Genomic DNA, 14294 nt, shown 5'->3' on the forward strand with positions numbered 1-14294 from the left:
AAGGGAGTAACTATAAGCTGTGAGCTAGATAAGTTATGTGTGTTATCTATTTGGGTTTGTAAGAATCGCTATTATCTCTAGCTTATATTTATTACCAGCAACAACGATTAAACTAAGGCGATACATAATAGCAGACGCTGTTTTATTAAATTTATGAAGCGTTAGCTAATAAATAAACGCCATATTCATTTCTCAAGGGCACAATTTTTAGGGGACACTATGAACAAGGTGATCGCGGTGATACTCACCTACAATCGGCAGGATTTGCTGCAGCTATGTTTAGCATCCATTTATTCACAAACACGTATTTGTGACCAGGTGATTGTAGTCGACAATGCTAGCAATGATAATACACAAAAAATGCTAAATGAATTGGACTACCCGAATCTAAAAGTGTATTTATTGTCGCAGAATGTCGGTGCTGCAGGTGGGTTCAATACTGGGTTTCGTCTTGCATATCAGGAAGGTGCTGATTTTATTTGGATGATGGACGATGATGTGATCCCGGAACCGTCTGCCTTGCAACGGTTGATTGAAGCAGATCATACCCTCGATGAAAATGGCATTGACAGAGCTTATCTGATCTCTACTGCTTTTACAGAAAATGGCTATGTAACTAACTCACCCTCTATCAATAAAAAAATGAATCATATTGGATATAAGGATTGGCCTAAGTTCACTCAATATGGTGTGGTCTCCGTGGATCGAGCAACTTTTGTATCCATTCTTGTTCCCCGCGCTACGCTTGATAAATATGGTTTACCTATTTCTGATATGTTTATATGGGGTGAAGATACTGAATATACATTAAGAATAACGAAAGATGTTCCTGGATTTATTGTTGGTTCCAGTAGGGTGATGCATTTACGTCAGGAGAAAGGAGTGCTGAACATCATTTCTGAAAATAGTGATGTACGTCTCAAATATTATAAGTACTTAATAAGAAATAGAATATTTGTTACCAAAAAATATCGTCCTGCTCGTGTAGTAATAAAAGTGATGTGTTTGGATTTATATATGATATTAAAGTTATTACGAAGGTGGGAGTTAAAAAAAGCTAGTATTGTAACAACAGGCTTGATTGAAGGTTTTTTATTTTCTCCTGGGATTGAATATATTGATTCTCCGGTTAATAGTCAGTGCCTCCCTTTGAGAATTTATAAATGTGAAAGTTTATAAATTTTTGGTTAAAAGATGTTAATGGCTTAAAGTGAGGTGAGTTTATGTATAAGTTTTCTGTTATCATGCCTGTTCATAACAAGGCTGCAACTTTATTGGACTCCCTCGCGTGTCTTTATAACCAAACATTTAAGAATTTTGAAATTATTGTGGTTGATGATGCCTCTACGGATGGGTCTCTACAGATTTTATTGCAAGAGGAGCGTAAGGGTAAGCTGCGATTGTACCACCGAGATAAACCCGGTCCAGTGATCTTGCCCAGTAACGATGGACATCTCAAGAATGTAATACACTGCAGTGAGGTGGACCATGGCAAGATCGACGACATCAATGAAGAAAAAATCCTATACCCGTTACTCAGAAGCTTACCGGCAAGAAGCGTTAGCACTCGCTGATCGCATTGGCGTTGCTGCAGCGGCTCGTGAATTGGGTCTACATTCGAGTCAGCTTTATCAGTGGCGTTCTAAGGTTCAGCAACAACAAGATACATCGGAGCGAGAGCGGTCACTAGCAGAAGAAAACGCTCGCCTGAAGCGACAGTTAGCCGAAGCCAATGAGGAGCTGGCCATCACAAAAAAGGCCGCGGTGTACTTTGCGAAGAGCCTGAAGTGAAGTACGCCTTTATCCATCGTCATCGCCAGGCTTTCAGTGTTCAGCGCATGTGCCATGTTGTTGGGGTCGCTCGAAGCGGCTACTACGCTTGGCGACAGCGCGAAGGAGGTCTGTCTCTAAAGCGCAGCCAGCAAGCCGTTCTCGATAAGCGTGTGGCTGCGGCGTTTCACCAACGTAAAGGCCGCTCAGGCGCCCCGAGATTAGCTCTAGACCTGCAAGATGACGGAATACCGGTGAATCGCAAGACCGTGGCTGCCAGCTTACAGCGACAAGGCCTGCGTGCTAAAGCTGCCCGTAAGTTCAAGGCCACCACAAACTCTCGACATTCGCTACCTGTTGCGCCAAACCTGCTAGAGCAAGACTTCAGGGCTTCAGCCCCTAATCAAAAGTGGGTGGGTGATATCACCTACTTGGCGACGGGTGAAGGTTGGCTTTATCTTGCTGTGCTAATTGATCTTTACTCTCGCAAAGTCGTTGGTTGGGCAATGAGCGAGCGTATGACGGCAGATCTTGTCTGTGATGCACTACAAATGGCGCTATGGAAACGTAAAATGCCAACAGGCGTGATCGTCCATTCAGATCGAGGTGGTCAGTACTGTTCGACGCTGTATCAGTCGCTACTGACGCGACATGAACTCAAGTGCAGTATGAGCGCGAAAGGCAACTGTTATGATAACGCCTGTGCCGAAAGCTTCTTTCACAGCCTCAAGGTGGAAGCGATCCACGGCGAGAACTTTAAAACGCGAGATATGATGAGACGCCAGGTGTTTGAATACATCGAACTGGACTACAACAAGCAACGACGGCACAGTGCTATAGGGATGATCAGCCCAGAGGCGTTTGAAGTCCGAATGATCGCTTAAACGAGTGTCCACTGTTGCTGGGTAAGATCACAGGTGGGTACGCAGCGCGCAATTATGGGGCACAGCAGGCAACATCTGAATGGTTGGTTTTTTTTGATGCTGATGATCTGCTTGTGTATGACCATCTATCGAGATTTGCTAATGCTATTTCGGAAAACCCATCTATTAATTTTTTTGTAAATGCATTTAGGAAGATGGAAGGAAATATAGTACTTCCGCGAAGTGAATTTTTAAAAAACGGAGTTTTGAGTCGACAGGAAGCTTTAGCAGCGTTCGCTCGTTCTGACTTCATTCATATGAACGGCGCTTGCATACATAGAAATACATTCAAGGCTCTTGGTGGATTTCCTGTTGATCGGTATCTGCGTGCAGGGGATGTTTATTTTTGGTTAAAAGTGATATGCAGTCTCAAAATGGTTCACTATGATCCCACTGTTACGAGCATGTGGTTACTTCATAACAGCGGTGTGGTAAGCAATAAAAATAATATAATTCAAACTCATCCATGTTTAGATTTAAAGAGGGAGTTTAATGTTGGGCTGAATTGGTTTGAAAAACATTATCTCAATGCCGCTATCAATCGTAAAATATTGTCATGGGCAGTCGAGAAAAAGATAGTTGGAAGGTCGGTTGAGAAAGATATTCGCTCATTAACGCTTTTTAGTATGCGCCCCCGTCAGTGGATGACCTTAATAACTCTAATAATACCTCAGCCCTATTACGGTAGATTACGGGATCGTGTTTTAAGTGGATAAGAAAATTTTTTATTTACGGTAATTGTTCGAAATGAAAGTATAAGATAGATCACCTAAATAATCATACAACTACAGAGGATTTGTAGAATTTTCCGCATGCTGATATGAATGATGTCTGTATATCTTAGCTAACAAAAATAAATCTATGCAATGATTTACTTGTAAAGGTAATGAGCCATGACCCAATTAGTATTAACTGCCAAAAATTTATTAGATCGATTTTATGGTTGTGAGTATAGAGCACATTTTTTAGTTAAAGGTGTTTTTGATTACCAGATAGATAACGCAAATAAATCACTTTTTATAGAGATTATAGGATGCCCAGGTGTGGGGAAGAGTACGCTGATAGACTATATGGAAGAAAAGGAATTAATTAAAGGCTTGATTTGTACAAAATTATGGGCAACCAGGCTGCAACGTAATAATAAAATAGCCAGTGCATATACAAGTATTTTAGATTATAAAATAATGAGTTTGGAGGATGAGAGAGTAAGGTCTAGATATTTGCGGCACGCTATTATTCCAAGAGCAATGGATAAATATATTGAAAATAACAAAAATCCTACTGTATTACTAATAGACGAAGGGCTTTTTCACCATTTCAAATATGAAATTAGTGATAATTGGGAACAAAATAAGTTTATATTTAGTAAGTTGATGGAGAAAAGGATTCTTGTACATATGATCGCTCGGCCAGAAATTATAGCGGAACGTATTCTGAAACGTTACAGGGAAACTGGTAATCTTTTGCCATATTATAAAAACAAACAAGAATGTGAAATTATTGAATACTGTAGAAAGGCTCAAGAAAAAAGAAAAAAAGTGATTAGGAAATTTAAAACAAGAGGAGTGCCGGTGTTAACGATAAATGCTGAAGATAGTAGTCAAGAAAACACGAAATATATAGATGATTTTGTCAAAAAAAATGGTCAATAATTAATTATTATGAATCTAATTGTTTGGGTTGAGAGAGCTTGAAAATATTTTGATAAAGTAATGAATTGCCGATTATTTGTCCTTAATCACTTTATATAGACGTTGAGTTTTCCTCTTGAGGGGCTTCAGGGGATACCTATGACTAGGTTTTTTGAATGTTTTTGCTATTTATCAAGGAGGATAAAAGTGAACAAAATATTTGATGTTTATACTCTAAATAATAAGTATCGTGAAGATATTCAAGGAGTTCGTGCCATCGGCGCGATGCTTGTACTTGTTTTCCATATCTGGTTTCAGAAGGTATCTGGAGGTGTCGATGTATTTTTCGTTGTATCTGGGTTTCTAATGACAGGCATGTTGCTTCGCCAGTATGGAAAGGAAGGGAGTATAAAGCCTTTTCATTTTTGGGGAGGAATTATTAAGCGTGTAGCTCCATCTGCTTACGTTGTACTCTTGGCTACTTTTATTCTTAGTTACTTCTTCGTGCCTCCTGTATACTGGGTGGCTACAATACATGAATTTATTTTTAGTGCCGGACATCTAGAAAACCTATTGTTAATAAGAAGAGAGGTTGACTACTTACAGATTGGCGACCCGGCTAGTCCCTTCCAACAGTACTGGGCTCTCTCAATGCAAGTACAGTTCTATGCTTTTTTTCCTTTTTTAATTGGGCCGTTATTGTATATTTCAAGCAGAATAAAATCATTGATGCCCTTGATATTGGGTGTTTCTGCTGTTGTGCTTTTCTCTTTTATATACTCCCTCATCTCTACGCACTATACTCCAGATACGGCTTATTTTAATCCTATAGCAAGAGTGTGGGAGTTTTTAATAGGTGCACTTGCTGCTATATTTATACCTTATATAAATCTGAGTAAAAAACATGCTTCGGCTCTCTCTTTGCTAGGTGTTCTAGTGCTTTTTAGTGTAGGCATATTTTTGCCTAGAGAATGGAATTTTCCCGGATATGTCTCACTATTTCCTGTCATATCAGCCGTGTTTCTGATAATTTCAGGAGATAAATCTGAATATACGACGCTGATGAATAGGCTTTTGTCAAATCGATATCTTGTTATGTTTGGTGCAATGTCTTTTACCATTTATCTTTGGCATTGGCCAATATTGGTTTTCTTCCAGCATTATTATGAAACGACAAGTTTAGGAGTGATAAAGGGTTTTTTAGTCGTGATATTAAGTGTTTTGCTAGCTATTATTACAACCTGGTTAGTTGAAAAACCTTTTAGAAGAATACCAAAGTCTAAAATATGGATTTCTTATATGGCGGGATTTTTGTTCTTTATTCCTTCTGTGACGCTTGGTCTAGGAGCGAAATATTATATTGAAAATCTTCATGATGTAAGCGTTGTTTTTAAAGACTCTTTTTTTAATGGCTCTAAAATTTCTATACAAAATAATGCTTCAAGTTTAAATTATAGTTATGTTACGGCAATATCTAATGATTTAGGTGAAGCCATGGCTAGAGACAATGATTGTGCTGCAACGGTTGCTGAGTCTGAAATCTCAACTTGTGAGTTTGGAGATGTTACATCTGACAGCGTTGTTGCATTAGTGGGTGGTTCACATATAGGACAATGGGAGCCTTTTTTTACGAACTTAGCAGAAGAATATGGATTCAAGATAGTAAGTATAATAAAACAATCCTGTTCCCTTGGTTATGAAATTGTGGAGGACAATGATACTTGTAAACTGTGGAATGAAAGCATTGTTGAGTATTTGAGTGAGCTATCACCTGACCTTGTTATAACGAATTCTGATCTTACCCAGCAACAGTGGACACTCGTTTAAGCGATCATTCGGACTTCAAACGCCTCTGGGCTGATCATCCCTATAGCACTGTGCCGTCGTTGCTTGTTGTAGTCCAGTTCGATGTATTCAAACACCTGGCGTCTCATCATATCTCGCGTTTTAAAGTTCTCGCCGTGGATCGCTTCCACCTTGAGGCTGTGAAAGAAGCTTTCGGCACAGGCGTTATCATAACAGTTGCCTTTCGCGCTCATACTGCACTTGAGTTCATGTCGCGTCAGTAGCGACTGATACAGCGTCGAACAGTACTGACCACCTCGATCTGAATGGACGATCACGCCTGTTGGCATTTTACGTTTCCATAGCGCCATTTGTAGTGCATCACAGACAAGATCTGCCGTCATACGCTCGCTCATTGCCCAACCAACGACTTTGCGAGAGTAAAGATCAATTAGCACAGCAAGATAAAGCCAACCTTCACCCGTCGCCAAGTAGGTGATATCACCCACCCACTTTTGATTAGGGGCTGAAGCCCTGAAGTCTTGCTCTAGCAGGTTTGGCGCAACAGGTAGCGAATGTCGAGAGTTTGTGGTGGCCTTGAACTTACGGGCAGCTTTAGCACGCAGGCCTTGTCGCTGTAAGCTGGCAGCCACGGTCTTGCGATTCACCGGTATTCCGTCATCTTGCAGGTCTAGAGCTAATCTCGGGGCGCCTGAGCGGCCTTTACGTTGGTGAAACGCCGCAGCCACACGCTTATCGAGAACGGCTTGCTGGCTGCGCTTTAGAGACAGACCTCCTTCGCGCTGTCGCCAAGCGTAGTAGCCGCTTCGAGCGACCCCAACAACATGGCACATGCGCTGAACACTGAAAGCCTGGCGATGACGATGGATAAAGGCGTACTTCACTTCAGGCTCTTCGCAAAGTACACCGCGGCCTTTTTTGTGATGGCCAGCTCCTCATTGGCTTCGGCTAACTGTCGCTTCAGGCGAGCGTTTTCTTCTGCTAGTGACCGCTCTCGCTCCGATGTATCTTGTTGTTGCTGAACCTTAGAACGCCACTGATAAAGCTGACTCGAATGTAGACCCAATTCACGAGCCGCTGCAGCAACGCCAATGCGATCAGCGAGTGCTAACGCTTCTTGCCGGTAAGCTTCTGAGTAACGGGTATAGGATTTTTTCTTCATTGATGTCGTCGATCTTGCCATGGTCCACCTCACTGCAGTGTATTACATTCTTGAGATGTCCATCGTTACTGGGCAAGATCATTCTACGAGATCTAATCGGCCACGCGACAACAGATTAGTAGCAGACAATGTTATTGAATTTGTTCCTACTGGGCATGTGGAGAAATGGAGAGAAATAACCAACCTGGGTATTCCAGTAATGGGGATAAGAGATAATCCGTGGTTTGAAAGTGATCCAAGCTATTGCGTGTGGAAGAATCGTCAAGAAGCGAGCCAATGCGCTCGACCAATTGACGAAGTGCTACTAGAAGACAATCCTATAGAGGCGTATGTAGGTGAAATTCCTCTTTTCATCTCTATAGACTTTACTGAATTAATATGTGTTGATGGGTTGTGTCCAGCATATTTTGATGGAAGGTTAATGTGGTCTGATACTCACCACCTGACACGAAATTATCTTGAATATATTACCCCAAGTCTGAAAGCGTCACTTGAGCACCAAACATCCATTTTTCAGACTTTTAATAACCATGGGGAGAGCGATTAAATGTCTTTTTATAGATTTGAAAAAGAGGTGAAATATAAAAGTGCCAGAGAAAATGCAGGAGGGGTTATGAAAATTAGCAACCCAAGAGCTTCAGTTATTGTGCCTACCTATTATGATTGGGCACGTTTAAAACTGTGTGTTACTGCATTGGAAAATCAATCATATCCACAAAATGATTTTGAAGTCATCATTGTAAATAATGCACCAGAAGATACGTTGCCTCTTGATTTTCACTTGCCCAATAATTTTCGTGTAATTACTGAGGTTAAACCAGGGTCATACGCTGCTAGAAATGCTGCTTTAAAATTGGCCAAAGGTGAAATTATTGCCTTTACAGATTCTGATTGTATTCCTGATCCTTACTGGTTGGAAGCTGCAGTTAATCGATTTGATAAAGGTGTAGAGCGAATTGCTGGCAGGATAGAGCTTTTTTTTAAGTCTGATAAGCTCACTCTTGTTGAAATTTATGAAAAAGCTTTTTCTTTCGATCAGGAAAAATATGCAAAGACTGGTGGCGCCGCAACTGCCAACATGATCACATTGGCTAAACATTTTAAAACGGTTGGTTTTTTTAATGATGCATTAATGTCCGGAGGTGATAATGAGTGGGGCTGGAGGGCAATGGCTAAAGGTATACCAATAGAATACGCTCCAGAGGTTATTGTGAACCATCCTGCTCGTGCCGATATCAAAGCCATGCTTAAAAAACGTAAGAGAGTGCTCGGTGGTGAAGTAAATAAGGAAAATGAGAGTGTTAAAAAAAGTTTTTTTTTAACACTGCTTAAAGGTTATTTTCCTCCGCGAAGGCAGTTGAGTCTTTTTTTTAAAAAGGGTCTCCCTTTTTCTAAAAAGCTCTTGGCTTATTTGTTATGTTATTATTTTAAGATTTATTCGACTACCTATAAACTAGCCTTGCTAATTGGCATTGCTAAACCTGAAAGGTCTTGATAAATAATTATAGATTTTTCTATGTTATGCTAATTTTAATAAGCAGAACATTCTGAGTGGTTGTTGTTTTTTAACAGAGTTTTATTGAAATCTTCAGCTGACATTAAGGTTTATAAAAGATAGTCACTGTAAACTTGAAATCAGTATAGATATAGAGTTTAGAAACCCTCCTGAATTTTTTGGAGGGTTTTTTTTATGTAAATATTTCTTATATTTCATGTCTCGATTAGAACGGATTTTACTGCACGATTATCCATACCCCTGCAGAACCCATGACGCCGTTGAAACCCGTGCTTGCACCATGTGAGCTATCGAGGTACTAAACAGATAACTTTCAGCTACGGATAAAGCGATGAAAATGTTACTGCGTTGGCTGCTTATTTTTGTAGCGCTTGTAGCGCTGCTGTTGGCGGGGCCTGTTTGGATATTGGCGAGTAATCAAGTAGTGACTGATAGCCCTTGGTCATCACTGGATCGCTCATCCGCGGGCATAGCGCCTGACCCAGCGGTAAGTTCTGAAGCCGTTGTTCAGGTCTATTCAGCACGAGCTTATAATTGGCGCGGGGCGTTTGGCGAACATATCTGGATTGCGACTAAGGCGGAAGACGCTGATAGCTACCGACTCCATCAAGTATTGAGCTGGCGGCGTCCCACCGTGGTGTCTTCTATCGATACGCCTGATCGAGCCTGGTTTGGCAATCCACCTACACTACTGGCCGACTATCGCGGCGATGCGGCTACGCAGATGATACCGCAGATAGAGGTCGCTGCCGCTGACTACCCCCAAGCTGAGCTTTATCGAGTGTGGCCTGGCCCGAACAGCAATAGCTTTATTGTTTGGGTAATACGCGAAGTGCCAGGATTTGAGGTGACGCTACCGGTAACCGCTATCGGCAAGGATTATATTTTCAATGGCGTCTTTGCGGCTGCGCCAAGCGGCACTGGTTATCAGGTGTCATTGGGTGGGGTGGTGGGCATTATGTTGGCATTGGAGGAGGGGATTGAACTCAATCTCCTCGGCCTGAGCTTTGGTCTCGATGTTATGCGACCTGCTCTGAAACTGCCGGGTATAGGGCGGTTGGGGATGCCTGCTAAAGTATTGGGAGGCTAATTATAAAAGTAACAGCCATGAGGAGTCGTCGGTGTGTGTGGGCTTCGCGATCACTCTGCACGCAAGCTTAATGCACACTGTTGGGCGCTGATGACACCAAACAGTGTGGCCGACAGTATCCAAACCACTCAACTGGAAATGATTTCGAACGGTACAATTACCCAAGTGACTCATCTGCGGTTTTCCCACCGATGACGAGACGCGGGTTTAGTCGTTTTGCTGCTGCTCGGTAAAGCGCTGCATGATGGCGAGGGTTTCGTCGCTTACATGATGCTCCATGCCTTCGGCGTCAATACGTGCAGTCGCATCTCTTACCCCAAGGGCACGTAAAAAGTGCAGCACGATATCGTGGCGGGCGCGTGACGTTTCTGCCATTTTTTGGCCCGCTTCGGTTAGAAACAGCGAGCGATAGGGCTTACTAGTGACCAGCTCCAGCTCATTTAAACGCCGAATCATTTTTGAGACTGTGGCCTGGCTGACCGCCATTCGGTTGGCAATGTCCGCTGCACGCGCTTCGCCGCGGTGCGCCAGCAGGTCGCCAATTAGCTCAACGTAGTCTTCGATCAGTTCGGTTTCGTGGGCATTTCGCACCGTTGCATACTGCTGGGCATGCTGCTCCACGGGGGGCAGTGCATCTCCAGGAATGCTTGGGGTAGTCAATGAGGCGTTCGGATTAGAATCAGTCATTGGTAAATTATATCGGAAGCAGTGGGAACAATCATTGGATAGTCGGAGGGATAGTAACGTATTTTTGTGCAATATTGTTAGCCAAGGCTAAACTGTTTGCACAAAGCTTTCTTGCGGAGCTAAAGTCCACTTATCGCTCATTAACAAAAAGTGAGAGGCAACGAGTAAGCGCAATCTAGATATGGCTCTGTTAGTTCTTTATGGCGCTGCTGTTCTCGCCCAAGCAAGGGGGGGACTGATGCGGTTTTGGCGGCATCGTCAAATTGGTTAATACCACTTACCCAAACGTTTACAGCGGCGGTGACTGCAGGCTTTCCCAGGTTTTTTCGGCAATACCGATGCCTGCACCGGTCATTAGCAAATATGTTTGATCTACTCCAGCGGCATGCAGCGGGTCGGCTTCATCCTGGAAGTGGATGCCCGCAATAATGTGGCCAGTGAAGCCCGCTTCGCGTAGTTCGCGGGTTGCAATAAGCTTGCTCTCAAGTTCCGGAGTGGCTAGCGTAACAGCTGTTATTTGCGCAATATCAAGGTGGTGCCAAAAGCCCACATCCTCGATATCACCATAAAAAACATGCCGTTCAGTATTTATTTTATTGGGATCTGAATCAATGCCCACTGCCGCCATGCCCTTATCGGTAAAAAAATCGTAGGCGGCGTTACCTGTTCTACCCATGCCCAACACCAGAATGGTAGCGCTACCTAAATCTACCGGCTGCTCGTCAGGATGTCGGGCGTGCCGTTCAAAACGGAGCAGGTTATTCTCCCAACGATCAAAAAGTTGATGGGCGATGCGGTTAAGCGGTGCAGCGATAACAAAGGATAGGGCAACGGTAATTGCCAGCGGAACAAGCCACTCTGGCAAAATGCTCGCAGCGACAATCAAACCAAACTCACTATAGGCCGTCAGGCTCAAGCCACCCAGAAAGGCGTTACGCGCTCTGATACGGAAGGCAATCAGTAGGGCAAAAAACAGCACCCCTTTAAGTGGAAGCAGAATAGCCATGATCACTGCAAAGATAAGTGCTTCTTTATCGGGTAATCCTGCCATGCCAATTTGCAGAAAGAAGCTGACTAACAGCACTTCTTTAACTCCCCACAGCGCCTTAGATAACTCCTGAGCGCGGGGGTGCTTGGCAAGCAGAAGTCCCATCACCAAAGCGCCTACTTCAGAGCTTAAACCCACGGCCTCAAAGCCCATGCCGCCAACGGCAATGGCTAACACGGTACCTAATAGCACCAGCAGTTCATCGTGCTGCGCCGCGTTCATAAGCCAATAAAGAACAGGCCTTAATAGTGGCAGCAGAAAAACCAACACGGCCCATGGGCTGGGGGAATCACCGCCATAAACGCTAAGAACCACTAAGGCAACTAGATCCTGAATGATTAATATGCCAATCGCAATCCGACCGTGCAGGGCACGTAATTCGCGTTTGCTTTCGAGTACTTTGGCCGCTAATACCGTACTTGAAAAAGACAGCGCAATGGCGAGCAGTATCGCTTTATCAAGGGGTAGCGATAAGAAAATGACAAAACCCGCCGTAAACAACACGCAGGTAAACGCCAAGTGTATAAATGAGCTTCCCAGTACAACGGGTTCTGCCAAACTACGTATATTGAGCTTCAGGCCAATAGTAAACAGCAGTAGCAGCACTCCTAAATGAGCAAGATGCTCAAGTAGTGGGCCCGCATCTGCTGGTAGGCCAATATTGGGGCCAAAAGCATTGAGTGCAAACCCTGCTGCTAAGAACCCTACAAGGGGCGGTAAACTTAGCTGTCGCGCAGCGATGCCAAAAACAAACGCTACCGATAGAATAACCACTTCAAACATGCCGGATCCCTAGAGCGACGGTGCTGACTATCTGCCAACCCGCCAGTGCTTTTGCATTTCTATAAAAGTGAACGATGCCGACCACGTGATCAGAACGAAGCCTGTTAAGGCCAACGTGCCGTACAGAAAGCGCACCGGCCCCATGGCATAAATATCGCCATAGCCCACGGTGGTATAGGTCACCGCAGAGAAAAAGATGTAATCAAGTACGTTAAAGCTGTCGTACCCGTGTAAAGCACCGATACTTAGCTGATCGGTTAGCCACCAGCCAGTAACCCCGAACAGCCAAATTTCAACAATGTGGGTCATTAATACGCCAAACGCCATCCCCAGGATGCGTTGTCGGTGCGGGCGTCGAGATTTTTCTATTTGGCGCGAGATAAGCCACAGGGCTTCATAGTGAAGCAGTACCGCAATGACCACGGTAACAAAGGTGGTTACCACAACCGCGATATGCTCGGGGTAAGGAATCGTCATCTTAACAAGTCATCAACTTAATCGGCCTTTGTTCGTTAGCATAACCGGGTTCCAATCAGTAGCAAGGCAGCATCCATATGCTGCCAGCCCCACCATGCGAGCATTAAACAGGTAAGCAGCAGAATGGCCGCCATGGCTTTGAGTAAATGATTGATTGTCATGGGATCACTGTTGTTGACTGCGAGCGCTCGAGCGGCTTTTCACTGATAAACCAATGTAGTGCGGCAGCGACGACCGAGAGCACTATCGCAATTTGCCAGACTGTATTGTAGTGCCCGGTAAGATCATAAAAATAGCCGCCCAGCCAGACGCCCATAAAGGAGCCTAACTGGTGAAATAGAAACACGATGCCGCCCAGCATAGAGAGGTGACGAACACCAAACACGGACGCCACAATGCCGTTGGTTAACGGCACAGTGGAGAGCCATAGCAACCCCATGGCGATACCGAATAAATAAGCGCTAACAGGGCTTAACGGCAAATAAACAAACGCTGTAATCACTACGCCGCGAATCAAGTAGAGCCAGGTTAGCAGCTTGGGTTTTGACCAGATGCCACCCATCCACCCCGCGGTATAAGTGCCGACAATATTAAACAGCCCCACTAACGCTAATACTGTCGTGCCCACCTGTACCGCTAGGCCGTTATCGAATAAGTAGCCGGGGAGGTGAACGGCAATGAAAACCACTTGAAAGCCGCAGACAAAAAAACCTAAACAGAGTAGCCAGAAGCCTTTTTGGCCTGCTGCTTCGTTGAGCGCATCTTTGAGGCTTAAATCGGATGTGGTTTTGGCGGATGGCTTATCGCGCAGCATTGCCCCCAGGGGAATGATGATGGTTGCAATAGCCGCCATCGCCATCAGCGCTGCCGCCCAGCCAAGCCACTCGAGCAAGCCAAGAGTGCCGGGCAGCATGGCGAATTGCCCGAACGAGCCCGCCGCGCTAACAATGCCCATCGCCATACTGCGTTTTTCGGGCGCCACAGCGCGGCCCACAGCGCCTAAAATGACCGAGAATGTGGTGCCAGAGAGGCCCAGACCAATCAACAGCCCAGCGCTCATCGTCATGCCTAGTTCTGACGTAGAGAGGCTCATAAACAGCAGCCCCAAGGCATACAGCAAGCCGCCAACCACGATAATTCTGGCCGCGCCGAAACGATCCGCGAGTGCACCGGTAAAGGGTTGCGATAAGCCCCAAACCAGGTTTTGTAAGGCTAATGCAAAAGCAAATACGCCACGCCCCCAGCCGAGCTCGCTGCTAAGGGGCTCCATAAAGAGCCCGAAACCATGGCGTAAGCCCATGGCCGTGGAAATAACCAGGCTTCCCAATATAATCAGCAGCAGCGAGTGGCGAAGAACGAAGGCCATGATGTTCTCTTTATTGGCAGGCTAACAATTAGCTC

Annotated in this window: 15 protein-coding genes and 1 pseudogene; 9 read left to right on the forward strand and 7 right to left on the reverse strand. The window is 44.5% G+C overall.

What is annotated here, in order from left to right:
* Window positions 1–219: 219 nt before the first annotated feature.
* The 6 genes from U738_RS07695 (at window position 220) to U738_RS22665 (ending at window position 6151) form a co-directional block, all read left to right on the forward strand.
* Window positions 220–1179 carry a glycosyltransferase family 2 protein gene (locus U738_RS07695; protein WP_050713514.1) on the forward strand — a complete coding sequence of 320 codons (960 nt, stop codon included), beginning with the start codon at window positions 220–222 and terminating at the stop codon, window positions 1177–1179.
* Between the two features lie 65 nt (window positions 1180–1244).
* Complete coding sequence (locus U738_RS23795) at window positions 1245–1574, forward strand: glycosyltransferase family A protein (protein ID WP_442905700.1); 330 nt, start codon at window positions 1245–1247, stop codon at window positions 1572–1574.
* A protein-coding gene (locus U738_RS07705; protein ID WP_092490829.1) for an IS3 family transposase occupies window positions 1489–2654 on the forward strand; the annotation gives its coding sequence in 2 pieces (ribosomal slippage) (window positions 1489–1750 and window positions 1750–2654; 1167 coding nt in all). Before U738_RS23795 ends, U738_RS07705 begins: the two co-directional genes overlap by 86 nt.
* Before the next feature lie 14 nt (window positions 2655–2668).
* Window positions 2669–3409: a glycosyltransferase family A protein gene (locus tag U738_RS07710; protein WP_035578949.1), complete on the forward strand. Its 741-nt coding sequence runs from the start codon at window positions 2669–2671 to the stop codon at window positions 3407–3409.
* Window positions 3410–3586: 177 nt separating this feature from the next.
* Window positions 3587–4345: an AAA family ATPase gene (locus U738_RS07715; protein ID WP_035578951.1), complete on the forward strand. Its 759-nt coding sequence runs from the start codon at window positions 3587–3589 to the stop codon at window positions 4343–4345.
* Window positions 4346–4531: 186 nt separating this feature from the next.
* Window positions 4532–6151: an acyltransferase family protein gene (locus tag U738_RS22665; RefSeq protein WP_051912765.1), complete on the forward strand. Its 1620-nt coding sequence runs from the start codon at window positions 4532–4534 to the stop codon at window positions 6149–6151.
* On the opposite strand, the gene U738_RS07725 is transcribed toward U738_RS22665, so the two are convergent.
* A protein-coding gene (locus U738_RS07725; protein WP_092490829.1) for an IS3 family transposase occupies window positions 6148–7313 on the reverse strand; the annotation gives its coding sequence in 2 pieces (ribosomal slippage) (window positions 6148–7052 and window positions 7052–7313; 1167 coding nt in all). The genes U738_RS22665 and U738_RS07725 overlap by 4 nt on opposite strands.
* Here U738_RS07725 and U738_RS07735 point away from each other — a divergent pair.
* From U738_RS07735 to U738_RS07745, 3 genes are all read left to right on the forward strand, one after another.
* Window positions 7312–7839 carry an SGNH hydrolase domain-containing protein gene (locus U738_RS07735; RefSeq protein WP_035578954.1) on the forward strand — a complete coding sequence of 176 codons (528 nt, stop codon included), beginning with the start codon at window positions 7312–7314 and terminating at the stop codon, window positions 7837–7839. The two genes, U738_RS07725 and U738_RS07735, sit on opposite strands and share 2 nt — an antisense overlap.
* Window positions 7840–8787, forward strand: coding sequence for a glycosyltransferase family 2 protein (locus tag U738_RS07740; protein ID WP_081899067.1), 948 nt, complete (start codon window positions 7840–7842; stop codon window positions 8785–8787).
* A 352-nt stretch (window positions 8788–9139) separates the two neighbouring features.
* Window positions 9140–9898 carry a DUF3750 domain-containing protein gene (locus U738_RS07745; RefSeq protein WP_035578958.1) on the forward strand — a complete coding sequence of 253 codons (759 nt, stop codon included), beginning with the start codon at window positions 9140–9142 and terminating at the stop codon, window positions 9896–9898.
* Between the two features lie 207 nt (window positions 9899–10105).
* On the opposite strand, the gene mntR is transcribed toward U738_RS07745, so the two are convergent.
* The 6 genes and pseudogenes from mntR to U738_RS07765 all read right to left on the reverse strand — a co-directional run bounded on the left by mntR (window position 10106) and on the right by U738_RS07765 (window position 14259).
* Window positions 10106–10585 (reverse strand): manganese-binding transcriptional regulator MntR, encoded by a 480-nt coding sequence (gene mntR, locus U738_RS07750; protein ID WP_035578960.1) that lies wholly within the window; start codon window positions 10583–10585, stop codon window positions 10106–10108.
* Window positions 10586–10874: 289 nt separating this feature from the next.
* Complete coding sequence (locus U738_RS23800) at window positions 10875–11270, reverse strand: NAD-binding protein (RefSeq protein ID WP_442905701.1); 396 nt, start codon at window positions 11268–11270, stop codon at window positions 10875–10877.
* A 138-nt stretch (window positions 11271–11408) separates the two neighbouring features.
* Window positions 11409–12416, reverse strand: a pseudogene (locus tag U738_RS07755) (cation:proton antiporter domain-containing protein); the annotation flags it as partial.
* Between the two features lie 27 nt (window positions 12417–12443).
* Entirely contained in the window at window positions 12444–12893 is a 450-nt protein-coding gene (locus tag U738_RS07760) for a potassium channel family protein (protein WP_035578965.1), read from the reverse strand.
* Window positions 12894–12928: 35 nt separating this feature from the next.
* Window positions 12929–13054 (reverse strand): hypothetical protein, encoded by a 126-nt coding sequence (locus tag U738_RS23710; RefSeq protein ID WP_268746281.1) that lies wholly within the window; start codon window positions 13052–13054, stop codon window positions 12929–12931.
* Window positions 13051–14259, reverse strand: coding sequence for an MFS transporter (locus tag U738_RS07765; protein ID WP_035578968.1), 1209 nt, complete (start codon window positions 14257–14259; stop codon window positions 13051–13053). Before U738_RS07765 ends, U738_RS23710 begins: the two co-directional genes overlap by 4 nt.
* Window positions 14260–14294: the final 35 nt, after the last annotated feature.

The organism is Halomonas sp. TG39a, assembly GCF_000744395.1.
Classification (GTDB): Bacteria; Pseudomonadota; Gammaproteobacteria; order Pseudomonadales; family Halomonadaceae; genus Vreelandella; species Vreelandella ventosae_B.